19 protein-coding genes and 1 tRNA gene are annotated in these 24,407 nt (G+C 66.8%); 11 read left to right on the top strand and 9 right to left on the bottom strand.

Translation table 11 applies throughout. The features are described 5' to 3' along the window. Positions 1 to 38 precede the first annotated feature (38 nt). From J3367_RS15525 to J3367_RS15505, 5 genes are read left to right on the top strand one after another with little or no spacing between them, the layout of a single operon-like run. Positions 39 to 644 carry a CDP-alcohol phosphatidyltransferase family protein gene (locus J3367_RS15525; RefSeq protein WP_029703074.1) on the top strand — a complete coding sequence of 202 codons (606 nt, stop codon included), beginning with the start codon at positions 39 to 41 and terminating at the stop codon, positions 642 to 644. Beyond that, positions 641 to 1,801, top strand: a complete 1,161-nt coding sequence (locus J3367_RS15520) for an AI-2E family transporter (RefSeq protein ID WP_187391838.1) — start codon at positions 641 to 643, stop codon at positions 1,799 to 1,801. Before J3367_RS15525 ends, J3367_RS15520 begins: the two co-directional genes overlap by 4 nt. A 12-nt stretch (positions 1,802 to 1,813) precedes the next feature. Continuing rightward, positions 1,814 to 2,506 carry a DnaA ATPase domain-containing protein gene (locus tag J3367_RS15515; RefSeq protein WP_024350531.1) on the top strand — a complete coding sequence of 231 codons (693 nt, stop codon included), beginning with the start codon at positions 1,814 to 1,816 and terminating at the stop codon, positions 2,504 to 2,506. Positions 2,507 to 2,529: 23 nt separating this feature from the next. Further along, positions 2,530 to 5,052 carry an RNA degradosome polyphosphate kinase gene (locus J3367_RS15510; protein WP_024350532.1) on the top strand — a complete coding sequence of 841 codons (2,523 nt, stop codon included), beginning with the start codon at positions 2,530 to 2,532 and terminating at the stop codon, positions 5,050 to 5,052. Then, positions 5,015 to 6,559 carry a Ppx/GppA family phosphatase gene (locus J3367_RS15505; RefSeq protein ID WP_024350533.1) on the top strand — a complete coding sequence of 515 codons (1,545 nt, stop codon included), beginning with the start codon at positions 5,015 to 5,017 and terminating at the stop codon, positions 6,557 to 6,559. The genes J3367_RS15510 and J3367_RS15505 overlap by 38 nt, the downstream gene beginning before the upstream one ends. 17 nt (positions 6,560 to 6,576) lie before the next feature. Here J3367_RS15505 and rnd read toward each other — a convergent pair whose 3' ends face one another. Beyond that, a complete protein-coding gene (rnd, locus tag J3367_RS15500) occupies positions 6,577 to 7,728 on the bottom strand; it encodes a ribonuclease D (RefSeq protein ID WP_024350534.1) in 1,152 nt (383 codons plus the stop codon). A 179-nt stretch (positions 7,729 to 7,907) separates the two neighbouring features. On the opposite strand from rnd, the gene aspS reads away from it, so the two are divergent. Next, the gene (aspS, locus tag J3367_RS15495; protein ID WP_024350535.1) at positions 7,908 to 9,695 is read left to right on the top strand and encodes an aspartate--tRNA ligase; all 1,788 of its coding nucleotides are present in this window, start codon (positions 7,908 to 7,910) and stop codon (positions 9,693 to 9,695) included. A 109-nt stretch (positions 9,696 to 9,804) separates the two neighbouring features. Here the strand turns inward: aspS and J3367_RS15490 are convergent, their stop codons facing one another. Continuing rightward, complete coding sequence (locus J3367_RS15490) at positions 9,805 to 10,986, bottom strand: hypothetical protein (protein WP_024350536.1); 1,182 nt, start codon at positions 10,984 to 10,986, stop codon at positions 9,805 to 9,807. 207 nt (positions 10,987 to 11,193) lie between these two features. Between J3367_RS15490 and parC the strand changes: the two genes are divergently transcribed. Then, complete coding sequence (gene parC / locus J3367_RS15485) at positions 11,194 to 13,446, top strand: DNA topoisomerase IV subunit A (RefSeq protein WP_024350537.1); 2,253 nt, start codon at positions 11,194 to 11,196, stop codon at positions 13,444 to 13,446. A 53-nt stretch (positions 13,447 to 13,499) separates the two neighbouring features. On the opposite strand, the gene J3367_RS15480 is transcribed toward parC, so the two are convergent. The 5 genes from J3367_RS15480 to hemB form a co-directional block, all read right to left on the bottom strand. Then, positions 13,500 to 14,426: a DMT family transporter gene (locus J3367_RS15480; RefSeq protein WP_421461562.1), complete on the bottom strand. Its 927-nt coding sequence runs from the start codon at positions 14,424 to 14,426 to the stop codon at positions 13,500 to 13,502. Positions 14,427 to 14,503: 77 nt separating this feature from the next. Next, complete coding sequence (locus J3367_RS15475; RefSeq protein WP_024350539.1) at positions 14,504 to 15,253, bottom strand: arginyltransferase; 750 nt, start codon at positions 15,251 to 15,253, stop codon at positions 14,504 to 14,506. Between the two features lie 16 nt (positions 15,254 to 15,269). Continuing rightward, a complete protein-coding gene (locus J3367_RS15470; protein ID WP_024350540.1) occupies positions 15,270 to 17,090 on the bottom strand; it encodes an SLC13 family permease in 1,821 nt (606 codons plus the stop codon). Between the two features lie 161 nt (positions 17,091 to 17,251). Then, the gene (locus J3367_RS15465) at positions 17,252 to 17,725 is read right to left on the bottom strand and encodes an RDD family protein (protein ID WP_348646314.1); all 474 of its coding nucleotides are present in this window, start codon (positions 17,723 to 17,725) and stop codon (positions 17,252 to 17,254) included. A 105-nt stretch (positions 17,726 to 17,830) separates the two neighbouring features. After that, positions 17,831 to 18,865 carry a porphobilinogen synthase gene (gene hemB, locus J3367_RS15460; RefSeq protein ID WP_024350542.1) on the bottom strand — a complete coding sequence of 345 codons (1,035 nt, stop codon included), beginning with the start codon at positions 18,863 to 18,865 and terminating at the stop codon, positions 17,831 to 17,833. Positions 18,866 to 19,146: 281 nt separating this feature from the next. On the opposite strand from hemB, the gene J3367_RS15455 reads away from it, so the two are divergent. The 4 genes from J3367_RS15455 (at position 19,147) to J3367_RS15440 (ending at position 22,680) form a co-directional block, all read left to right on the top strand. Beyond that, on the top strand, positions 19,147 to 19,569 hold the full coding sequence (locus J3367_RS15455) for a DUF6163 family protein (protein ID WP_024350543.1): 423 nt from the start codon (positions 19,147 to 19,149) through the stop codon (positions 19,567 to 19,569). A 224-nt stretch (positions 19,570 to 19,793) separates the two neighbouring features. Then, a complete protein-coding gene (ldtR, locus tag J3367_RS15450; protein WP_370195042.1) occupies positions 19,794 to 20,291 on the top strand; it encodes a transcriptional regulator LdtR in 498 nt (165 codons plus the stop codon). A gap of 614 nt (positions 20,292 to 20,905) precedes the next feature. Then, complete coding sequence (locus tag J3367_RS15445) at positions 20,906 to 22,270, top strand: selenium-binding family protein (protein WP_024350544.1); 1,365 nt, start codon at positions 20,906 to 20,908, stop codon at positions 22,268 to 22,270. A gap of 56 nt (positions 22,271 to 22,326) precedes the next feature. Next, positions 22,327 to 22,680: a 2Fe-2S iron-sulfur cluster-binding protein gene (locus J3367_RS15440; RefSeq protein ID WP_024350545.1), complete on the top strand. Its 354-nt coding sequence runs from the start codon at positions 22,327 to 22,329 to the stop codon at positions 22,678 to 22,680. Between the two features lie 259 nt (positions 22,681 to 22,939). On the opposite strand, the gene J3367_RS15435 is transcribed toward J3367_RS15440, so the two are convergent. Then, a tRNA-Glu gene (locus J3367_RS15435) sits at positions 22,940 to 23,014 on the bottom strand. Positions 23,015 to 23,196: 182 nt separating this feature from the next. After that, complete coding sequence (locus tag J3367_RS15430; RefSeq protein ID WP_244495419.1) at positions 23,197 to 24,228, bottom strand: YcbK family protein; 1,032 nt, start codon at positions 24,226 to 24,228, stop codon at positions 23,197 to 23,199. Positions 24,229 to 24,407: the final 179 nt, after the last annotated feature.

Raw genomic sequence — 24,407 nt, 5'->3', positions numbered from 1 at the left:
CGGCTTCCAATGCTAAGGATTGTCGCCATGGTACGACAATGACCGGCGACGGACCAAAACACGGCCCCGGGCACCCGCTGACCCTGCCGAACATCATCACGATTGCCCGCCTTTGCGGCGTGCCGGTGCTGATCTGGGCGCTGATCGAACGCGACTGGACGCTGGCCTTCGCGATCTTCGTCGTGGCCGGCCTCTCCGACGCGGTCGACGGCGTGATCGCGCGGCGCTGGAACCAGCAATCCGAACTCGGCCTCTATCTCGACCCCATTGCCGACAAGGTGCTGCTGGTCTCGGTCTTCGTTGGCCTGGCGCTGCTGGAGCGCTTGCCGGGCTGGCTGGCGATCGCGGTGGTCAGCCGCGACCTGCTGATCGTCGCCGCGGTGCTCCTGTCCTACGTCATGGGGCGGCCGGTCACGGTGCGGCCGCTGCTCATCTCCAAGCTCAATACCGTATCGCAGATCGTGCTGGCCGGCGTGGCCCTCGGCGAGCCGGCCTTCGGCCTGTCGCTGACCGCGGAAATCGAATTTCTGGTGGCGGTCACCGTGGTCTTGACCGGTGTGTCGGCCGCCGCCTATCTCGTTGATTGGCTTCGACACATGAACCCCAACGACGATCCGTCCGACCGCAGAGGCGACCCCCAATGACCGATCGAAGCGCGCTGATCCGGCGGCAGGTCCTGTTCTGGAGCGTGGCGGCGCTGGTCTCCATTCTCCTGCTGTGGGTATTCTCCGGAATCCTCCTGCCGTTCCTGGTCGGCATGGTGATCGCCTATTTCCTCGATCCGGTCGCCGACTGGTTCGAGCGGCGCGGCTTCTCGCGGCTGATGGCGACCATCGTCATCCTGATCCTGTTCGTCCTGTTCTTCGCCGCGGCGATCCTCGTCGTCGTGCCGGTGGTTGGTTCGCAGATCGCCAGTTTCGTCGAGCGCATCCCCGATTATCTCGATCGCCTGCAGGCGATTGCGGTCTCGGCCCGCAGCGGGCCGCTGGCCTTCCTGTTCACCGGGGAGGAGATGAACTTCAAGCAGGACTTCGCCCAGTTCGCCAGTGAAGGGACCGGCATCGTCACGACCTTCCTCGGCGGGCTGTGGTCGTCGTCGCTCGCCGTCGTCAATTTTGTCTCGCTGTTCATCGTCGCGCCGGTCGTTGCCTTCTATTTGCTGCTCGACTGGGACCGGATGGTCGACAAGATCGACGCCTGGACGCCGCGCCAGCATGTCGACACGGTCCGACGGCTTGCGCGGGAGATCGACCGGTCGGTGGCCGGCTTCGTGCGCGGGCAGGGCAGCGTCTGCCTGATCCTCGGCACGATCTATGGCGTCGGCCTGACGCTCACAGGATTGAATTTCGGCCTGCTGATCGGCCTGTTCGCCGGGTTGATCTCGTTCATCCCCTATGTCGGCTCGGCGATCGGCCTGATCCTGGCGCTGGGCGTGGCGCTGGTGCAGTTCTGGCCGGACTGGGTCTCGATCCTGATGGTCGCGGTGGTGTTCTTCGTCGGCCAGTTCTTCGAGGGCAACATCCTGCAGCCCAAGCTCGTCGGAGCCTCGGTCGGCCTGCATCCGGTCTGGCTGATGTTCGCCCTGTTCGCCTTCGGCGCCTTGTTCGGCTTCGTCGGCCTGCTGATTGCCGTGCCGGCCGCCGCGGCTGTCGGAGTGCTGGTGCGCTTTGCCCTGTCGCAATATCTGCAGAGCGAGATGTATTACGGTCGCACGCAGCCGCAGCAGCCCGCCGTCCAGATCGAGACGCAATCGGCGCCGCCCGCCGTCGGCACCGTGCCGCGCGGCGAGGCGGGCGAGTAGGACGCGATCGCGATGCCGACCCAGATCCCGCTCGAACTGCCGCATGCGGCCTCGCTCGCCCGCGAGGACCTGATCATGTCGCCGTCGAACCGGCTCGCCGTGGAGGCGATCGATTCCTGGCCGCATTGGCGGCATTCGGTGCTTCTGATCGTCGGGCCGCCGGGATCGGGCAAGACCCATCTTGCCAATGCGTGGAGCGAACGCGCCGGAGCGACGGTGGCGCGGCCCGGCGCGACCGAGGCGAGCCTTGCGGCCGCCGATTTTCGCGTGGTGGTGGACGATGCCGACCGGACGGCCCTGTCGGAGGCCGAACTGTTCGGCCTCGTCAATGCGGCCCGGCTGGGCGGCGGCAGCCTTTTGTTGACCTCGCGGGTGATGCCGCAGGCAATGAACGTCGCGACCGCCGATCTGCGCTCGCGCCTCGCCGCGGCGACCATCGCCGAACTCGGCGCGCCCGACGACGCGCTGCTGACCGGTGTGTTGATCAAGCTTTTCGCCGATCGCCAGATCGCCGTGTCGCCCCGGGCGGTGAACTATCTCGTGCAGCGCATGGAGCGCTCGCTGGATGCGGCCGGCTTCCTGGTGGCCGAGATCGACCGGGAGGCGCTGGCGACGCGCGAGCGGATCGGCACGCGATTGATCAAACGGGTGCTTGACCGCGGCACTGCGGCGATGCGTCATGCGACTGTCGCATCCGGCCGCTAACCGGCGGCGACGGAGGAGTTTGCATGGACGACACCACACCGCCCCGACCGGAACGCAAGCCGCGCGCGCCGCGGCGCCGTACGGCGACCCCGCGCAGCAATACCAGGGCATCCGCCACGGCGACGCCCGCTGAAAATACAGCGCCCGGCAACGGTGAGGCGAAGGATCTGGCGCGCACGCCGATCCGCCGCAGGCCTGCGAAAGCTCCGGCAAAGTCCGCGCTGACAGAGCAGCGGACCGCCGACAGCGTGAAGCCGGCGGATGCCGGCTCCGGTGCGCACAAGCCGGAGGAGGGCGCCCCGGCCGCCGCCTCGACCGACACACGGGTCAGCGAAGCCTCGGTCATCCTTGAGGCCCCGACGGCCGAGGTCGAGGCCCGCACGGCGGCGCAGAACCTGGCGGCCGAGACCGAGCTGCCGGCCGACCGCTTCGTCAATCGCGAGATTTCCTGGCTGCAGTTCAATCGCCGTGTGCTGGAGGAATCGCTCAATCCGGCGCATCCGCTCCTGGAGCGCGTGCGCTTCCTGTCGATCTCGGCCGACAATCTCGACGAGTTCTTCATGGTCCGCGTCGCCGGCCTCGCCGGTCAGGTGCGCGAGAAGATCTCGGTGCGCAGCATCGACGGGCTAACGCCCCAGGAACAGCTCAACCAGATCCTGATCGACGTTCACAATCTGCAGGAAGAGCAGCAGGCCTCGCTCGCCGAACTGGTGAAGACATTGCGCGAGGAGCGCATCCAGATCGTCGGCGCCGGCGATCTCAAGCGCGAGGACCGCGCCTGGCTGGAGAACCATTTCAACGAGACGATCTTCCCGGTGCTGACGCCGCTGTCGGTCGATCCGGCGCATCCGTTCCCGTTCATCCCCAATCTCGGCTTTTCGATCGCGCTGGCGCTGGTGCGCGAGCGCGATTCGCAGAAGATGAACGCCCTGCTGCGGCTGCCCGTGGCGCTGCAGCGCTTCATCCAGATGGAGCCGAACGCGGCGGGCATGACCCGCTTCGTGCCGCTGGAGAGCGTCGTCGCCCTGTTCATCGGCAAGCTCTTCCCCGGCTACCGGGTCAGCGGCGCCGGCACGTTCCGGATCATCCGCGACTCCGATATCGAGGTCGAGGAGGAGGCCGAGGATCTGGTGCGGCTGTTCGAGAGCGCGCTGAAGCGGCGCCGGCGCGGCTCGGTGATCCGTATCGAGTTCGATTCGGTGATGCCGGAATCGCTGCGCAACTTCGTCGCCAACGAGCTCGAGGTGCCCGATTCCCGGGTCTCGGTGCTCGACGGCATGCTGGCGCTCGATTCGGTGTCGCAGCTCTGCAAGCTGCCGCGCGACGACCTGAAGTTCACGCCTTACATCCCGCGCTTTCCCGAGCGCATTCGCGAACACAATGGCGACTGCTTCGCGGCGATCCGCGAGAAGGACATCATCGTCCACCACCCGTACGAATCCTTCGACGTGGTGGTGCAGTTCCTGCGCCAGGCGGCGCAGGACCCCAATGTCATCGCGATCAAGCAGACGCTCTACCGGACCTCGAACGATTCCCCGATCGTGCGGGCGCTCATCGACGCGGCGGAATCCGGCAAGTCGGTGACGGCGCTGGTCGAGCTGAAGGCCCGCTTCGACGAGGAGGCCAATATCCGCTGGGCGCGCGACCTGGAACGGGCCGGCGTGCAGGTGGTGTTCGGCTTCATCGAGAAGAAGACCCACGCCAAGCTGTCGCTGGTGGTGCGGCGCGAAGAGGGCAAGCTCGTCAACTTCGTCCATATCGGCACGGGCAACTACCACCCGATCACGGCGCGCATCTACACCGACCTGTCCTACTTCACGGCCGACCCGGCGATCGCCCACGACGTGCAGCTCGTGTTCAACTACATCACCGGCTATGCCGAGCCGACCGAGGTCAAGAAGCTGGCGATCTCGCCGCTGACGATGCGCAACCGCATCGTCGACCTGATCCGCGCCGAGGCCGAGCATGCCAAGGCCGGGCGGCCCGGCCAGATCTGGATGAAGATGAACTCGCTGGTCGATCCGGCGATCATCGACGCCCTCTACCGCGCCAGCCAGGTGGGCGTGGAGATCGACCTCATCGTGCGCGGCATCTGCTGCCTGCGCCCGCGCGTCACCGGCCTGTCCGACAACATCCGGGTGAAATCCATCGTCGGCCGTTTCCTGGAGCACAGCCGCATTTTCTGCTTCGGCAACGGCCAGGGGCTGCCCTCGGAGGGAGCGATCGTGTATCTGGGCTCGGCCGACATGATGCCGCGCAATCTCGACCGGCGGGTCGAGACGCTGGTGCCGATTTCCACGCCGACGGTCCACAGTCAGATCCTGTCCCAGATCATGCTGGGCAATATTCTGGACAATCAGCAGAGCTGGTCGGTAGCCGCGGACGGTACATCGCGCCATATCGTACCCTCGCCGGGCGAACAGCCGTTCAATGCCCAACGCTATTTCATGACAAATCCGAGTCTGTCGGGGCGCGGTAAAGCACTGAAGACGGATGCTCCAAAACTCATTGCAAGACAACGGGCAGAACATTCCCGGTTCGACTGAGCCGATCGCGCAGGGACGGCTGCAGGACCGTCAGCCGGTCGCGGTCGTCGATATCGGGTCGAACTCGGTTCGCCTGGTCATCTACGAAGGCAATTGCCGCTCGCTGACGGTGCTCTTCAACGAGAAGGTCCTGAGCGGTCTCGGCAAGGGGCTGGCGCGGACCAACCGGCTCGACCCGAAGGCCGTCGACAGTGCGCTCGCCGCGCTGTCGCGCTTTCGCCGGCTCGCCGCGCAGGCCAATGTGCGCGAGATCCATCCCATCGCGACGGCCGCCGCCCGCGAGGCCCAGAACGGGCCAGACTTCATCGCGGCGGCGGAAGCTGCGATCGGCTGCGAGATCGTCATCCTGTCGGGCGAGGACGAAGCCCGCTACGCGGCCGAGGGCGTCTTGTCGGGGTTCCACAATCCCAGCGGGGTCGGCGGCGATCTCGGCGGCGGCAGCCTGGAACTGGTGGACATCGACGCAGGCGGCTTCCAGGGCGGTCTGACCCTGCCGCTGGGCGGGCTGCGGCTGCGCGACCTCTCGGAAGGCGATCTGACGCGCGCCCAGGCGGTGGCCGAGAGCCATCTGTCGGCCTGCGCTCTGGCCGGCAAGGGCGAGGGGCGGCCGTTCTTCGCCGTCGGCGGCACCTGGCGCAATCTAGCCAAGCTGCACATGGAGCAGGAGAAATATCCCCTGCATGTGATGCACGGCTACGAGATCGACGCGGCCGGCATCGACGGTTTCCTCGACATGGTCGTGCGCACGCCGCCCGACAAGCTGCCGGGCATCGGCGCGGTCTCGAAGTCGCGCCGGCCGTTGCTGGCCTATGGCGCGGTGACGCTGAAGAGCATCATACGGCACCTGAAGCCGTCGAAGATCGTCCTGTCGGCGCTCGGGGTGCGCGAGGGCTACCTGCATTCGCTGCTGTCGCCGGAAGAGCGGGCCAAGGACCCGCTGCTGGAATCGGCCCGCGAATTGTCGATCCTGCGCTCACGCTCGCCCGATCATGCCCGCGAACTCGTGGAGTGGAGCCGGCGCACCTTCGAGGCCTTCGGCATCGACGAGACGCCGGCCGAGGAACGGCTGCGCCAGGCCGCCTGCCTCCTCGCCGACATCGGCTGGCGGGCGCATCCCGACTATCGCGGCAAGCAGTCGCTCTCGATCATCGCCCATGCCGCGTTCCCGGCGGTCGATCATCGCGGGCGCGTCTATCTTGGACTGACCAATTACTATCGCCACGAAGGCAGCTTCGAGCAGGTGCACCTGCCGGAGATCGAACGCCTCGTGGACGACCGGCTGATGCGCCGGGCGCGCATTCTCGGCTCGCTGTTCCGGGTGGCCTATCTGCTGACCGCCTCGATGCCCGGCGTCCTCGACCAGATCAAATGGGCCCAGGACCCGCGTGGCGGCTTTACACTGGTGATCCCGCAGCACCTGGCCGATCTCGTCGGCGAGCGCCCGGAAGGGCGCCTGCAGCAATTTGCCAAGGTCGTGGAGAAGACCCTACGCATGGAAGTGCGCTGAGAGGCCCGATCGCCGCGTCAGAGCGCGACGATCTCTACCTTGCGGTTACGATAGACGAGAGCGGTTTCGCCCTTCAGGAGGTTCAGCGCACGGTCGCCGAAAATTTCGCGGCGCCAGCCGTCCATCGCGGCGATGGGGGCCTCGTCGCCCTTCCAGGCGAGCTTCTCCAGGTCGTCGCCCGAGGCGATCATCTTGGCGGCGACGCCGTTCTCCTCGACGACGATCTTCAGGAGCACCTTCAGGAACTCGACGGCCGCCGCCGTGCCTTCGGGAAGCTGCGGCGGGCGCGGGATCGACGGCAGGTCGGCGCGCGGCACGGCCTGCGCGCGCTGTACGGCGGCGACGATCTCGCGGCCGGCATTGCTGCGCTCGAAGCCCCGCGGGATCGTCCGCAGCCGCGACAGCGACTGTTCGTCGGTCGGCGCCTGCTGGGCAATCTCGTAGATCGCGTCGTCCTTGAGGATGCGGCCGCGCGGCTTGTCGGCCTCGCGCGCCTCGCGCTCGCGCCAGGCCGCGACTTCCTTGAGGATCTGCAGTTCGATCGGCTTGCGCACCCGCAGCTTCAGGCGGCGCCAGGCGTCGTCGGGATGCAGATCGTAGGTCGCCGGATCGGTGAGGACGGCCATCTCCTCGTCTACCCAGCGCGTGCGACCCTTTTCGGCGAGCTGCGCGGAGAGGAAGCGGTAGACGTCGCGCAGATAGGTCACGTCGGCCAGCGCGTAGGCGAGCTGCTGGTCGCTCAGCGGACGCCGGCGCCAGTCGGTGAAGCGCGACGTCTTGTCGATGCGGCCGTCGGTGGTGCGCGCCACGAGCTGGTCGTAGGCGATCGACTCGCCGAAGCCGCAGACCATGGCGGCGACCTGGGTATCGAACAGCGGCACCGGGATGATGTTGCCGAGCTTGTGAATGATCTCGACGTCCTGCCGGGCGGCGTGGAAGACCTTCACGATGCGCTCGTCGCGCATCAGATCGAAGAACGGCGCCAGGTCGAGGCCGTCCGCCAGCGGATCGACCAGCACGGCCAGATCGTCCGACGCCATCTGGATGAGGCAGAGCTCGGGCCAGAAGGTGGTCTCGCGGATGAATTCGGTGTCCACGGTGACGAATTCGGCGGCGGCGAGCCGCGAACAGGCTTCGGACAATTCGGCGGTGGTGGTGATCGTATGCATGGCCATCCTTTAGACCGATCCGCGGCGCGGGCGAAACCCGGAAGCGTCGCGCGCGGACGGAATCTTGACATGGGGCATGACGCATGCGCTTGTCCGCGGCGATTCCGCCGATCGAGAACGACCCGCCTGCGCGCGCATCGACGCAGCGTCGGCGCGGACCAGCCATTAGGAAGAACGCCATGCATCGCTATCGCAGTCACAGCTGCGCCGCCCTCCGCAAGGAGGATGTCGGCAACACGGTTCGCCTGTCGGGCTGGGCCCATCGCATTCGTGACCACGGCGGCCTGCTGTTCATCGATCTGCGCGACCATTACGGCCTGACCCAGGTCGTCGTGGATCCCGATTCCCCGGCCTTCGCCATTGCCGAGACGGTGCGCGGCGAGTGGGTGATCCGGGTCGACGGCGAGGTGAAGGCGCGCTCGGCCGAGACGGTCAACCCGAAGCTGCCGACCGGCGCGATCGAGGTCTTCGCCAAGGAGATCGAGGTGCTGTCGGCCGCCAAGGAGCTGCCGCTGCCGGTCTTCGGCGAGCCGGACTATCCGGAGGACATCCGCCTCAAGTACCGCTTCCTCGATCTGCGCCGCGAGACGCTGCACAAGAACATGATGCGGCGCACGCAGATCGTCTCGAAGATGCGCACGCTGATGGGCGATGCCGGCTTCTTCGAGTTCCAGACGCCGATCCTGACCGCCTCGTCGCCCGAGGGCGCCCGCGACTTCCTGGTGCCGTCGCGGCTGCATAACGGCATGTTCTACGCCCTGCCGCAGGCCCCGCAGCAGTACAAGCAGCTGATCATGATGTCCGGCTTCGACCGGTACTTCCAGATCGCGCCGTGCTTCCGCGACGAGGACCCGCGCGCCGACCGCTTCTATGGCGAGTTCTACCAGCTCGACGTGGAGATGAGCTTCGTCGAGCAGGAGGACATCCTGTCGACCATGGAGCCGGTGATCCGCGACGTGTTCGAGGCGTTTGCCGACGGCAAGCCGGTGAGCCAGAGCTTCCGGCGCATTCCCTACGCCGAATCCATGCGCAAATACGGCTCCGACAAGCCCGACCTGCGCAACCCGATCGAGATGCAGGCCGTGACCGAGCATTTCGCCGGCTCGGGCTTCAAGGTCTTCGCCAACATGATCGCCGGCGATCCGGCGGTCGAGGTCTGGGCGATCCCGGCCAAGACCGGCGGCAGCCGCGCCTTCTGCGACCGGATGAATTCCTGGGCGCAGGGCGAGGGCCAGCCCGGCCTCGGCTACATCTTCTGGCGCGAGGAGGCGGGGGCCGTCGCCGGCGCCGGGCCGTTGGCCAAGAACATCGGCGAGGAGCGCACCGAGGCGGTCCGCACCCAGCTCGGCCTCGAGGCGGGCGATGCCTGCTTCTTCGTCGCCGGGCGTCCGGAGGCCTTCACGGCCTTTGCCGGCGCTGCGCGCACGCGGGTCGGCGAGGAGCTGAACCTCGTCGATCGCGACCGGTTCGAGCTCGCCTGGATCATCGATTTCCCCTTCTATGAGTGGCAGGAAGAGGAAAAGAAGATCGACTTTGCCCACAATCCGTTCTCGATGCCGCAGGGTGGCATGGACGCGCTGCAGAACGAAGAGCCGCTGGAGCTCAAGGCGTTCCAGTACGACATCGTCTGCAACGGCTTCGAGATCGCCTCGGGCGGCATCCGCAACCATCTCCCCGAGACGATGGTGAAGGCGTTCGAGATCGCCGGCTATTCGAAGGAGACGGTCGAGGAGCGCTTCGGCGGGCTCTACCGCGCCTTCCAGTACGGCGCGCCGCCGCATGGCGGCATGGCCGCCGGCGTCGACCGCATCGTCATGCTGCTCTGCGGGGCGAAGAACCTGCGCGAGATCGCCATGTTCCCGATGAACCAGCAGGCGCACGACCTTCTGATGGGCGCGCCGAACGAGGCCTCGCCGGCGCAGCTGCGCGACCTCGGCCTGCGCATCGCGCCGCAGGCGAAGAGTTGAGGAAGCCGCCGGACGGGCACTTCGTCCGGCGCATCTTCAAGCCGACATGAAAAAGGCCCCGTGCGTCCAGCACGGGGCCTTTCTCGTTCTAACCGCAGGGATCGGCGGGTTACTTCGCGTCCGCGTTGGCGTCGACGGTGAGCGACAGGACCTTTGGCAGGGTCTGGGGCGCGCCCATCGCGGCGCCCATGATCTGGGTGGCGGCGATCGGGTTCTCCGGCGCGATGGTGATCGACAGCGCCTGCGGGTCGTTGAGGAACGTCGTCACGGCGCCGGTGACCTCTTCCTGGAACTCCGGGTTCTGCAGATAGCCGAGAACCGCCGGCAGCATCGCCGTCAGGTTCTGCACCAGTTCCTCGCGGCTCTGGCCGTTCTCCTTGGCGTAATAGTCGAGCAGCTTGCCGGTCAGGGATTCGTCGGTGAAGGTGATGTCGGCCGAGTTCAGCGACAGCTGCGAGATCAGCCCCATCACCGCCATGCCGGTGGCCTGCTGGTTGTCGGGATTGCTCGCCATCTGCTCCTGCAGCTGCGACAGCGAATCCGCGAAGGCCGTCGTGTAGCCCGAGATCGCGTAGGTGAAGGACAGCTCGCCCGCGTCCTCGACCGACAGCAGGAAGGGATCGAGCTCCAGGAGGCCGCTCTCGGGCTCCCAGTTCGCCGAACCGTTCAGCGAGCCGCTGATGGTCTCGTAGCCGACGTCGCGGATGGCTTGGGTCGCCTCGGGCGAGTCGCCCGTCGTCAGGTCGGCGGTGAAGGCGCCGACATTGACCTCGGTGGCCAGGCTGCCGCTGTCGCCGACCTCGTTTTCCATCGACGCGTCGGAGAGTTCGAAGACGGTCTTGCCGTCCCTTGCGAGGTTGATGCTGCCGATCGTCGCCTTGTCGAAAAAGAAGCTGGAGAGCTTCATGGCGGCGGGGGCGTTGGCCGTATCGGTGCCGGCGAGCATCAGGCCCTCGATGCTGACGTCGCTGATCTGGGCGCGCTTGCCGTCTTCCGTCTGGTCGAGCTCGGGAAAGGCCAGGCGCTCGACCGTCCAGCCCTCGGGCGTCGACCCGGCGACGTTCTCGAAGGTCAGGTCGCCGACATCGGAGTCCTCGCCGAAGGAGACGTCCTTCAGGATGACGTTCTCGCCGTCGGCTTCGGCGCTCGAATAGGACATCGAATGCTCGCCGTTCTGCACGAGGGTCTTCAGGCGCTCGCCGAAGGCCTGCGCATCGACCGCGAAGGCCGAGGTCGAGGAGAGAAGCAGCACGGCTGTCGCGGCTGCGGAAATGCCTGTCGTGGCGCGCATGGGAAAACCTTTCGCTGGAAGCCGGTGAGCCGATCCGTCCGGTGCCCGGTCGTCGTGCCCTGCGCGACACATATGGCCAAGTCGCTTCGCCGTTAAAGGGGGGCGCGGCGGCATGCGGCAATTGCCCGTCTGGCCGGCGCCGACAAAGTTCGGGATAAGCCCGTTCCGGTGTTGTTCCCATCCGGTGCATGGCCTAGAGGAAACCGCATGGGCAAGGCTACCGAACCGCCGGCTGGTGGCGGCGACATCGAACCGATCGATCTGAAGGCAGCGCTGGAAGAGCGCTACCTTGCCTATGCGCTGTCGACCATCATGGGCCGGGCGCTGCCGGATGTGCGCGACGGCCTGAAGCCGGTGCATCGGCGCATCGTCCATGCCATGCGCATCCTGCGGCTCGATCCCGGCCAGGGCTACAAGAAATGCGCCCGCATCGTCGGCGACGTGATGGGCAAGTTCCATCCGCATGGCGACGCGTCGATCTACGACGCCCTGGTCCGGCTCTCGCAGGATTTCGCCATCCGCTACCCGCTGATCGACGGGCAGGGCAATTTCGGCAATATCGACGGCGATAGCCCGGCGGCCATGCGCTACACCGAAGCGCGGATGACCGACGTCGCGACGCTGCTGCTGCGCGGCATCGACGAGGACGCGGTCGACTTCAAGAAGACCTACAACGAGGAGGAAGAGGAACCGATCGTCCTGCCGGGCGCGTTCCCGAACCTTCTCGCCAACGGCTCGTCGGGCATTGCCGTCGGCATGGCCACGTCGATCCCGCCGCACAACGCGGCCGAGCTCTGCGACGCGGCGCTCAAGCTGATCGAGAACCCGGACGCCACCACCGACGCGCTGCTGCGCTTCGTGCAGGGGCCGGATCTGCCGACCGGCGGCGTCATCGTCGACAACCAGGCGCAGATCCGCGAGGCCTACGACACCGGGCGGGGCTCGTTCCGGGTGCGGGCGCGCTGGGAGACCGAGGACCAGGGCCGCGGCGGCTACGTGGTCGTCGTCACCGAGATCCCGTATCAGGTCCAGAAGTCGCGGCTGATCGAGAAGATCGCCGAGCTGCTTCTGGCCCGCAAGCTGCCGCTGCTCGGCGACATCCGCGACGAATCGGCCGAGGACGTGCGCATCGTCATCGAGCCGAAGAGCCGCACGGTCGATCCCGAACTCCTGATGGAATCGCTGTTCCGGCTGACCGATCTGGAATCGCGCATCCCGCTCAACATGAACGTCCTGTCCGGCGGCAAGGTGCCCCGGGTCATGTCGCTCAAGGACGTTCTGGCCGAATGGCTGGCGCATCAGCGCGAGGTGCTGGTGCGGCGCTCGCGCTTCCGGCTGGCGCAGATCGAGCGGCGGCTGGAGATCCTCTCCGGATATCTGATCGCCTTCCTGAACCTCGACGAGGTGATCCGGATCATCCGCGAGGAGGACGAGCCCAAGGCCGTCCTGATGCGGACCTTCGAGCTGAGCGACACCCAGGCCGAGGCGATCCTCAACATGCGGCTGCGCTCCCTGCGCAAGCTGGAGGAATTCGAGCTTAAGCGCGAGTTCGACACGCTGACCGAGGAAAAGGCCGAGAAGGAAGCGCTGCTGGCTTCGGACGAACGCCAGTGGGCGGGCATCGCTGCCGAAGTACGCGAGGTCCGCGAGACCTATTCGAAGAAGACCAAGATCGGTCGTCGCCGCACCCTGTTCGCCGACGCGCCGAACCGGGCGCTCGACGACATCACGGTGGCGCTGATCGAGAAGGAGCCGATCACCGTCGTCCTGTCCAAGAAGGGCTTCCTGCGCGGCATGAAGGGCCATCTGGCCGACTTCTCGTCGCTGGCCTTCCGCGAGGGCGACGGGCTGCAGCTCGCCTTCCACGCCATGACCACCGACAAGCTGCTGTTCCTGTCGACCGGCGGTCGCGCCTTCACCCATGGCGCCGACAAGCTGCCGGGCGGGCGCGGGCAGGGCGAGCCGATCCGGCTGGCCTTCGAGCTCGAGGACGATCAGGACATCGCGCTGGCCTTCGTCGCCGATCCCGAGCGCCGCCGGTTGCTGGTCTCCTCCGACGGCAATGGCTTCGTCGCCAGCGAGGCCGACATGCTGGCCAACACCCGCAAGGGCAAGCAGCTGATGAATGTCGCCGGCAAGACCAAGCTCGCGCTGGCCGCGCCGGTGGGGACAGGCGACCACGTGGCCATCGTCGGCGAGAACCGCAAGCTGCTGGTCTTCCCGCTGGTACAGGTGCCGCAGATGACCCGCGGCAAGGGCGTGCGGCTGCAGCGCTACAAGGATGGCGGCCTGTCGGATGCCCGCGTCTTCGCCATGGCGGACGGGCTGACCTGGACCGATTCCGCCGGCCGCAGCTTTACCCGCTCGGAGACTGAGCTCCTGGAATGGCGCGGCGACCGCGCCCAGGCCGGCCGGCTGGTGCCGAAGGGCTTCCCCAAGACCAACCGCTTCGACGGCTAGTCACCGGCCTTGCCCGGCATGCGGGCGAGGCGATGCGCGAAGCTCCCCGCGCCTCAGTCGACGCGGTTCTGCCCGGCAAGGCGCCGCTGACCGCGCACCCGCCGCAACTCGGCGACCGAATGGGCGACCAGCGTCGCGATCACCACCCCGCCGCCCGCCATCGCCAGATCGACCGGGCGCTCGCCGAAGATCAGCCAGACCCAGACCGGGGCCAGCACGGTTTCGATCAGGAAGGCCATGGAGACGACCGGGGCGGGTACGAACATCGGCCCGATCGCCAGGCAGATCATGGCGACGGGGATCAGCACGCCGCCATTCAGGATGAGCCAGATGATCGCCTCGGAATGAAGCCCCTCGCCGGCGACGAAGGGCAGGGCGATGATGGCCGGCAGCAGACCGCCGAGCGCTGCGGTGTAGCGCATGTCGGTGCGCGAGCGCCGTGACAGGGTCAGCGCGAGGGCTATCAGGAAGGCGGTCGCCAGCGCGGAGAGGTCGCCCGTCCAGTTGCCTGTCTCGAAGCCCGCGCCGATGATCAGGAGCACGCCGAAGAGCGTCGCCGGGATCGCCAGCACCGTGGCCAGGGGCGGACGCTCGCCGATCAGCCACCAGGACTGGATCGCCGCGAACATCGGGTTGAAGGCGAGGATGAAGACGACATTCGCCGCGCTGGTGTTGAAGACGGCGAAGACGAAGGTGGTGGCCGCCACCGAGAAGACGGCGACGATCAAAAGGCCGGTCCAGCCGGCGATCAGCTTCTGGCCGCGCGGATTGCGGATCCGGTCGACCTGCCAGATCAGGAGGACGGCGAGGCCGGTCAGCAGGCCACGGACCGCCAGCACGGTCCAGAAGGCGCTCTCCGACATGCGGATCAGCGGAATGTCGAAGGACAGGACCAGACCGCCGATGCCGACGATGGCAAGGCCCTGGCCATAGGACTGGGCCGAAGCGGCGGCTTCGGTCTGCGACGAAACGGCGGACATGGGAACCTGCGAATGGTAAGTTACCCTGACCGGCTATCGTGCCGGGCGCGGCATGGCAACCGGCGCGACGTCCGGCGTCAGCCCTCGTAGCGTTCCCAGCCCTTGGGCAGCAGGTGTTCCTGCGGGCGGAAGCGGATCTTGTAGTCCATCTTGCGCGAGCCGTTCACCCAGTAGCCGAGATAGAGATAGGGCAGGCCGAGCTTCCGGGCGCGCTCGATATGGTCGAGGATCATGAAGGTGCCGAGGCTTCGCTCGCTCTCGTCGGGCTCGAAGAACGAATAGACCATCGACACCCCGTCGGCCATGACGTCGCTGAGCGCGACCGCGACGAGTTCGCCGTCGGAATGCGGGCTGAAGGCCGAATCCGCGCCGCGTCGGCGGTACTGCACCAGCCGCGTATCGACCTGGCTGTCCTCGACCATCATGGCGTAGTCGAGAACGCTCATCTCGGCCATGCCGCCCTCGGCGTGGCGGTGGTCGAGATAGCGCCGGAACAGCGAATATTGCTCGCTCGACGGTTCGGCCTGGTCCATCCGGCCGATCAGGTCGCGGTTGCGCGTCGCCACACGGCGCATGGAGCGCGTCGGCTGGAACTCGTCCACCAGGATGCGCACCGACACGCAGGCGCGGCAGCGCTCGCAGGCGGGCCGGTAGGCGATGTTCTGGCTGCGGCGGAAACCGCCCTGGCTGAGGAGGTCGAGCAGCGAGGGCGCGCGCTCGCCGGTCAGATGGGTGAACACCTTCCGCTCGGACTGCCCCGGCAGATAGGGGCAGGGCGAGGGCGACGTGAGGAAGAATTGCGGCGTCTGCGGATGATGAACCGTCAAGGCCGAGCCTCCCGTCTCACAACGAATAATACCATGGGCCCACGATCGAAAATGTTAACCACACCAGAATCACGAGGGGAACACCGGCCTTGGCGAAGTCGACGAAACGATAGCGTCCCGGGCCCATGACCATGAGATTCGTCTGGTAGCCGATCGGTGTGGCGAAGGATGCGTTGGCGGCGAAGATGACGCAGGCGAGAAAGGCCTGCGGCGGCGCGCCCAGCCGGTTGGCGATGTCGAGCGCGATGGGCGTGAACAGCACGGCGGTGGCGTTGTTCGACAGGAAGTTCGTCATGATCGCGATGACGAGGAACAGGGCCGAGAGGATGATCGTCGGCGACTGGCCGTCGAGCGCGGCGACCGTGCCTTCGGCGATCATCGCGGCGCCGCCGGTGCGCTCCAGCGCCGTCGCCGCAGCGATCGCTGCGCCCACCAGCATGAAGATCGAGCGATCGACCGAACGCGCCGCCTCGCCGACGGTGAGGCAGCCGGTGGCGACCATCAGCACCGCGCCGGTCACCGCGAGGACATCGATGGGCAAGAGGCCGGTGGCCGAGCCGGCGATGATGCCGAGGAAGATCGCGACGGCGAGCTTGGCCTTGGTGCTCTGCGGGATCGCCTGGGCGCTGTATTCCAGGAGCAGCAGATCGTGGTTGCCCTTGAGCGACGAGATCGCCGCCTCGCGGCCGCACAGGAGCAGCGTGTCGCCGGGCTCGAGCCGAATTTCCGACAGCGCCGAGCGGGCCATGCGGCTCTTGCGCTGCAGGCCGAAGAGGGTGATCCCGAACTGGGTGCGCAGGCCGGAGAACTGCATCGTGCGGCCGGCATAGCGCGAGCCCGGCGCCACCACTGCCTCGGCCATCACCATGTCGGGCCCGATCTTGCGCTGTTCGGCCGAGTAGCCGGACGGGTCGAGCGTCTTGATGGTCAGATTGCCGGCTGCGAGCGCCTTTGAGAAGGCCCGGCGCGTTGCCGTGACGATCAGCCGGTCGCCGGGCTGCAGCGAGACCCCGTCGAAGGGCGGCAGGAAGGTCTCGTCGTCGCGCAGGATCATTCGCGGCATCAGATCGCCGAGATCGGTGAACAGGCCGGCCCGCGCCGTGCTGCCGACGAAGGCGTGCTCCTCGGTGATGTCGATCTCGCCGAGGAACTGCTTGCCGCCCGCATCGACGACGCGGCCTTGCGGGCCTTCGCGCGGGGTGAGGATGCGCGGCATCACCTTGATCACGTAGATGCCGCCGACCACCGCGATGGCGAGGCCCGGAATGGTGAAGTCGAAGAAGTCGAGGGTGATGCCCGAGCGGGCTGCGACGCCTGCCACGAGGAGGTTGGTGGACGAGCCGATCAGCGTCGTGACGCCGCCGAGGATCGACAGGAAGGACAGGGGCATGAACACCCGCGAGGGCGAGATGCCGCGCTGGGTCGCCAGCATGGTGAGGATGGGGATGAAGATCACCACCACCGGCGTGTTGTTCAGGAAGGCCGACAGGACGGCGGCCGTGAGCAGGACCACGGCGATCGCACCGGCGCCGGCCGTGCCGCCGATCCGCGACAGCAATTGCGTCGGCTGCGCCATGGCATCGGTTGCGAAGAGGCCCTGGCCGACGATCAGCAGCGCCAGAACGGTGATCAGCGCCGGATTGGCGAAGCCGGCGAGCAGGTCGCCGCTGGTGACCGCGAAGCCGGCCGCGTCCCGGTAGGGGAACAGGGCGAAGAACAGCAGGAATGCACTGAGAGATGCCGCGGCGACGGCCTCGATCGGCCAGCGTTCCAGCGAATACCCGATCACACTCACCAGGATGAAAAGGTAAGTGACCCAGACGTGTAGCGAATCCATAAACCGCCGCGTTCCGTTGTCCGCCTGACCTTATCCGTGTCGTGGCGGCGAATGGCAACCCGTGGGGTCGATCGAACAGGATCGGCCGAAGCGGAGTTCGGCGCGATCAGCAGCGGAGAGAGGGCGAACGGCGAGGGCGTCCGGCTGGGAGGCCGCCGGGTTCAGCGGTCGCGGACGACCGCGGTTCCCAGCAACAGGTCGTGCAACAGCTGCTTGCGGCGCGTGAACAGGGCAACCAGCAGGACGAAGGGTGTCAGGACCGAGACGGAGGCCCAGAACAGGACGCCGTGCAGGACCGCCAGCGTCGGGTCGACCCTTGCGCCATCGAGCCGGGCGACACGCAGGCCGGCCACCCGCATGCCCGGCGTGGCCTGCTTGGCGCCGCCCATGGTGAAGGCGATGTAGACGATGGCGATCACCGGCAGGAGGATCGCGTAGAGGCCCCAGGCGAGGCCGAAGGAGACGATGCCGAGGATGAAGACGACGATGGCCGCCGGCACCGACAGAAGCAGCACCAGCGCGTAATCAACCACGAAGGACATCATCCGCCGGGTGCGCACGCCATCATAGAGCCGCGGCGCGTCGAGATCCGTCGCGCGCGTTTCGGCCGTCCGGGTCATGGTGTCGTCGTACACGGGCTGTCCTTCGTCGCGGTTTGCTGTCGTCCTCCAGATGGTGACGATCACGGCCGCGTGCAACTTCGGTGCAGCAGCGGCGCCCGTCGCGCGGGACGCTTCCAGTCAGCGGCGGGGCATGCGCGCGGCGATGGTCGGCGAGAAGTAGCTGAGGATGCCGGACGCACCGGCCCGCTTGAACGCGGTCAGGCTCTCGATCATCGCCCGCTCGCCATCGAGCCAGCCATTGCCGGCCGCCGCCATGATCATCGCGTACTCGCCGGAGGTCTGGTAGGCGAAGGTCGGAACGCCGAATTCGCGCGACAGGCGCGAGACGATGTCGAGATAGGGCATGCCGGGCTTGACCATGATCATGTCGGCGCCCTCGGCGATGTCCTGCGCGGCCTCGCGCACGGCCTCGTCGCTGTTGCCGTAGTCCATCTGGTAGGTGCGCTTGTCGCCCTTGAGCATACCGCCGGAGCCGACCGCGTCGCGGAACGGGCCGTAGAAGGCCGATGCGTATTTCGCCGCATAGGACATGATCAGCGTGTCGCGATGGCCGACCTCGTCGAGCGCCTGGCGGATGCAGGCGACCCGCCCGTCCATCATGTCGGAGGGGCCGATGATGTCGCAGCCGGCCTCGGCCTGCACGACGGCCTGTCGGCACAGCGCCTCGACGGTCTCGTCGTTGAGGATCCGGTCGCCCTCCATGATGCCGTCGTGGCCGTGGGAGGTATAGGGATCGAGCGCGACGTCGCAGAGGATGCCGACCTCCGGCACGGCGGCCTTGATCGCCCGGCTTGCCCGGCAGACGAGATTGCCCTCGTTGAAGGCCTCGCTGCCAAGTTCGTCGCGCTTGTCGGCATCGGTATAGGGAAACAGCGCGACGACCGGGATGCCCAGATCCCGCGCCCGCCTGGCGGCTTCCACGCAGCCCTCGACCGAGAGGCGGAAGACCTCCGGCATGGAGGGCACCGGTTCCGGCGCGCCGCCGCCTTCGCGCACGAAGATTGGCCAGATCAGATCGTCGGCGGTCAGGTTGGTCTCGCGCACCAGCCGGCGCGACCAGTCGGACTGGCGCAGCCGCCGCATCCGCAGGCCTGCCGTCGCCGCATCGATCCGCGTGGTGATCGAAACTCCAGAATCGCCGGTCCGTGTCATGCGGCAGCATCCTATCTGTCTGTCGGGCGCCTCCGTCCCGCGCCTTTCATGGAGAGGCGAGAACGGCGTCCATCATGCGCGGGGCCGATCGCCGCGCGGTCGGCTTCTGCGTATGCCCTCGGCGCCGCGACTTCAAGATTGACGCGCTCTTCGCGTCCACCGTAGGTTCCGGCGCGTCGGGCGCTCGCCCGGCCCGCATGCGGTCATCCGCACGCCATGTCTCCCCGCGCGACCGCATGCAAGGCGGCAAGGGCGCCGAACGGTCCGGAAGGTGGAGCCTCGTGATCAAGGGATTTGCCCAGCGCGCCAAGGCCGAAGCGTTCAATCGCGCGCTGGCGGTCTGGCTCTACCGGCTGGCGGCCATCGTGATGTTCGTCGCCGGCGTCGGCTACTGGATCCGTCTCGTCGGCATCGACGAGGGGCCGCTCAACCGCTTCGACCTGATGCCCTTGTGGTGGAAGATCGCCGCGCCGGCGCTGGCGGTGCTCTATCCGGTCGCCGGGATCGGCCTGTGGCTCACGGTCGGCTGGGGCGCTGTCGTCTGGGTGCTGATCGCCCTGATCGAAGCGGTGATGCATCTCGGCTTTCCGGAACTGTTCGGCCCCAACCTCCTGTGGCTCGGCTTCCATCTGTGGGGGCTCGGCATGCTGGCGGTGATCCGCGCGGTGGGGCTCTACGAACGGCGGCGCCTGCGCGGCTATTGAGGTGGCCTCCATACCCCGCCTCCGCGGCCTGCCGGGAGGCCGAAAGGAATTGTTCAGATCGGGGATAGGTCTTGTTAATCAAGACTTTGAATGCGCAAGTGTAAGGGCGCATTAAGCCTGCGGTTTAAGTCGAATTTTAGATGCGCTGCCTATGTTGGGTCTCAAGATGGGGTCGATAGAGAACATCCATCAGCTCAACAGCGGAGACTACTATGAACGCTCAGATGAAGGCAGACGCCGCCCCGCAGGTCGGTCCGAAGGATGAACTGAAGTCGCTCTACCTGGAGACGCTGCAGCTGGTCGAGCGGCTGCACCGCCGCCTGCTGGACGTCATCAAGGACGAGTTCGACCGCAACAGCCGCACCGACATCAACGCGGTCCAGGCGCTGCTGCTCTTCAACATCGGCGACTCGGTGCTGACCGCCGGCGAGCTGCGCACCCGCGGCTTCTATCTCGGCTCCAACGTCTCCTACAATCTGAAGAAGCTGGTCGATCTGGGCTTCATCAACCACCAGAAGTCGCGGGTCGACCGCCGCGCGGTGAAGGTGTCGCTGACCGACACGGGCCGCGAAGTCGCCGCGATCGTCGCCGAGCTCTATGACCGTCATATCGGCTCGATCGACAAGGTCGGCGGCCTCGACGAGCAGGAATTCCAGAAGATGAACCGTTCGCTGCAGCGGCTGGACCGCTTCTGGAACGACCAGATCCTGTACCGCCTCTAGACCCAGTCCTGCAGACCTCCGCGCATTTGCCTCGCGACCCTCGGGTCAGCGGGGCCTTTGCCGTTCGGCCACCGCGAGACGAGGTGTTCGGGATCGCGCAGGGCAGGGGATCGCCGTGTCGGCGACAGCCCGGCGCCCGCGTTCGCAGCCGGTTCCGGAGCCGGGTCGCCGATTCTCTCGTTGTGCGAACCGGTGAAGAGTGGTCAGGATGGGCGGCAGGAACTCGGATCGTGAGACATGCCGGTGTATCTGGACCGCCTCGGGACCACGCTGGACGCCGCCGCCATGGCGGGCTGCGGTCGGGCGCCCATCCGGGTTCAGGCAGCGAAGCGTCCGCCACGCGCCGCGCTCTTCCGGCTGTCGCAGATTTCCCCGGATTGTCGATGGCTCCTTGAGCCCGCCCCAGACGCACATCGCCTGACCGGCGCGCGTCCCATCCGCGTTTTCCGGCATCGCAGGCCCCTCGGCCACGTCCCGAACGCGCTTTTACCGAAGGACAGGCCCGCAGTTTGGTGCGGCAACATAATCCATTGGCGGGATTGGAAGCTCCCGTTCTCTAATCGGACGCAAGCATAGGGACACGCATCACCACGACAGAGCCAAGGGAGGAAGTCATGTCCAAGACCAATGGGAGCTGCTGTGCAGGTCCGGGCTATGCATCGCCGCAGGAGGCGATGAAGGCGCCGCGGGAGACGGTCGTCTACACGATCTGCATCTACACCGGGACCGGGATCGAGAAGCCCGACTACCTGGCCACCATCGACGTCGATCCGGACAGTGCGACCTATGGCGAGGTGATCCACCGGACCGAAATGCCGAATGTCGGGGACGAACTCCACCACATGGGCTGGAACGCCTGCTCGTCCTGCAACACCGACGGCAGCATGGAGCGCAAGTACCTGATCATTCCGGGCGTGCGCACGACGAATTTCTACATCGTCGACACCGCCACCGATCCGCGCCGGCCGACGCTGTTCAAGACGATCGACGGAAGCGAGATCAAGGCGAAGACGAACCTCTCGGCGCCGCACACGGTGCATTGCCTCGGCGCCGACATCATCGTGTCGATGCTCGGCGACGCCGAAGGCAACGGGCCCGGCGGCTTCCTGCATCTGGACAAGGATTTCAACATCATCGGGCGCTGGGAGGAGGATCTCGGCGCGATGCGGTACAATTACGACTTCTGGTACCAGCCGCGCCACAACATGATGATCTCGACGGAATGGGCGTCGCCCAACACCTTCATGCCGGGATTCGATCTGGAGGACGTGGCGCGCGGCAAATACGGCCAGCACGTGCATTTCTGGGATTTCGCGAATCGTAGGGTCGAGCAGAGCATCGATCTGGGCGCGGAGGGCATGATCCCGCTGGAGGCCCGGTTCCACCACAACCCCGACAGCACGCATGGCTTCGTAGGGGCGGCCCTGGCCTCGAATATCTTCCACTACCACAAGGACAACGGGACGATCGAGATCGAGAAAATCATCGACGTGCCCACCGTGGATGTCGACGGCTTCCCGGTTCCCATGCCCAGCCTGATCACCGACATCCTGGTGTCGATGGACGACCGCTTCCTCTATTTTTCGAACTGGCTGCATGGCGATCTCCGGCAGTACGACGTGTCCGACCCGGCGAACCCGAAGCTGACCGGGCAGGTCTGGATCGGCGGGATGCTGGGCAAGGCGCCGGAGGTGAACGGCCGTACGGTCGACGGCGCGCCGCAGATGATCCAGCTGTCGCTGGACGGCAAGCGGCTCTACGTGACGACGTCGCTCTTCTCGACCTGGGACAACCAGTTCTACCCGTCGATGAAGGAGAAGGGCGGGATCATGCTGATCGTGGATTGCGACACCGAAAAGGGCGGCATGACGATCCGCGACGATTTCATCATCGATTTCAACGACGAACCGCATGGACCGGCCCGCGCCCACGAAACCCGCTATCCCGGCGGCGACTGCTCGTCGGATATCTGGGTCTGACGGGCGGCGGTCATCCGCGTCCGGCTGGACCGGATGCGGTTTTTGGGAGCGCCGGCATGCGCAGGCACATGGTCACGTTGCGCAACCGCGGCGGGCTGGTCTTTTCGGTGGGCGAGGACGAGCCGATCATCGACGCCGTCGAGGCGGCCGGCCATGTCCTGCCGATCGGCTGCCGCTATGGCGGCTGCATCACCTGCGCCGCCCGGCTGGTATCCGGCTCTGTCCGCCAGCCGAATGGCACGGCGCTCAACCGGCGCCAGTCGGAGGCCGGCTACGTGCTGCTCTGCGTGGCGCGGCCGAAGGAGGATTGTGTCCTCGATGTCGGCGTCGAGAGCCATGACCGGCTCTACGTCAATCCGTTCGCCAGCGCCGCGGCGACGGACCAGTTGGCGCGCGCGAAGGGCAGATGAGTGTGTGAGTGGGGATTCGGAATGCGGGGCGCCGGTCGCGCTGAGTGATATGGGAGCGTTGAGGGCACTGATCGGTCGCTGGCCGCCATGCGCTCGTCAGGTCGCTTGCGCTAGGCTAACGGCATCCGGGTGACGGCCGGACGCGGCACGTTCGTTGCGATGCGCACGGCATCTGTCAGCGCCCTGACATAGCGGTCGCGTAGACACGCCGGAGGCGCTGGATAGGTCCTGCCATGTGGCAGGCGATTCAAAGGGGGAATGGTACGCCCAAGGGGAATCGAACCCCTCTCTCCACCGTGAAAGGGTGGCGTCCTAACCGATAGACGATGGGCGCAGCGACGGCGTGTATACGGTGAGTCTCCGGCGACCGCAAGAGCCGGAAAAGGGGTTTTTCGCTGTTGCGAGAAGTTTTTGCGACAGGCCGGAATTCCGCGCTTTGCCGGTCGGGGAGCTTTAAAAAGCTGGCCACGCCGGCCTTGGCCGGGCGCCCATCCGCCTATGGAACCAGAGGGTTGGCTATTTGCGACCGCGGCAGGACCAGTTCCAGTCGCGCTTGTGCCCGACATCGACGTGGATCGCCTTGGTGTGACAATAGGTGCCGACGCCACCGCGGCCCGGCAGCGAGCGCACATAGGCGGCAACGGCCATGTTGTCGGCGCCGGGGATGATGATGTCGGCGGCCTTGCAGCCCATGTGCTGGGAGCGGCGCGCACCGTTGACCCGCTTGTTGTGGGTCGGGCTGCGATAGCCGGAGGTGACGATCACCTTGGTGCCGTAGCGCCGCTCGACACTGCGCAGGATGCGCACGAGGTTCGACGGGAAGCAGGAGGTCTCGACGCTCTCCCGCTGAACCATCAGGCCGTTCGGCGCGAGCCGGGCCATGCCGGTCGACAGGGAGGCAACCCGGTAGGAGGTCTCGACGTCCTCGATCATGTCCTCGTCGGCCGAGGCGCGCTGGCCGATCTCGAACAGCGAGGAGGGGTCCACGCCGGGCAGTGCGTCGGTGCCGGCCGCCGCGCCCTCTCGCTGCAGGACGACGCGCCGCGACTTGCCCTTGTCGACATTGGCGATGGGTGTGCGGGCCTCCGAGCGGGCGAAGAGCGAGGAAAACAGCGAACGGTCGGAGGAACGGCCTGCCGCGCCACTGGTGGACGCCTCGGTCGCATAGGCGACCATGGCCTTATTCTCGCTGCCGGTCGGAATCAGCGGGGTGGCGGCCGGCATGTCGGCGATGGCGGGCGGCGGCGTCTGTGCTTCGGCCGTCTCGGTCGCCGGCGCATTGGTCTCGGCCGCTGCGCTCGCAGCCTCGGTGCCCTGCGCTTCGCCGCTCGCTGACGTCCCGGCGTCGGCTTCGGATGCAGCCGCGACATCGACGGCAGCCGCGTCTTCGGTTTCGGGCGCCGTAGCGGTCCCGGCAAATCCGAAGGCCGAGGTATCGTCGATGGCGGAGACGCATCCTGACAGGATCGGCGCGGTCGACAGAAGCGCCAGCATCAGGAGATGCGGCGTCATCGCAAGGCGGCGGTGGCCCGGGCGGTCAGTTTTCAATCGTTTCCCCTCTCGGCGGCGTGTTCGCGAACCCGCCACGTCAGTCCTGCAACGACCCGGCCATCCTGCCGCGTCTCCATGGTCCCCACCATGTGTCGCCACTGACAGTCTCGATGATCTTACCAAGCGTCAGGTCGTGCACGGCGAAAGCATTGTCTCTCAATAACGCTCTGCCGTCT

Source organism: Aurantimonas sp. NFXS3 (assembly GCF_049132005.1).
Taxonomy (GTDB): domain Bacteria; phylum Pseudomonadota; class Alphaproteobacteria; order Rhizobiales; family Rhizobiaceae; genus Aurantimonas; species Aurantimonas coralicida.
This window is presented reverse-complemented; position numbering and strand designations above follow the sequence as displayed.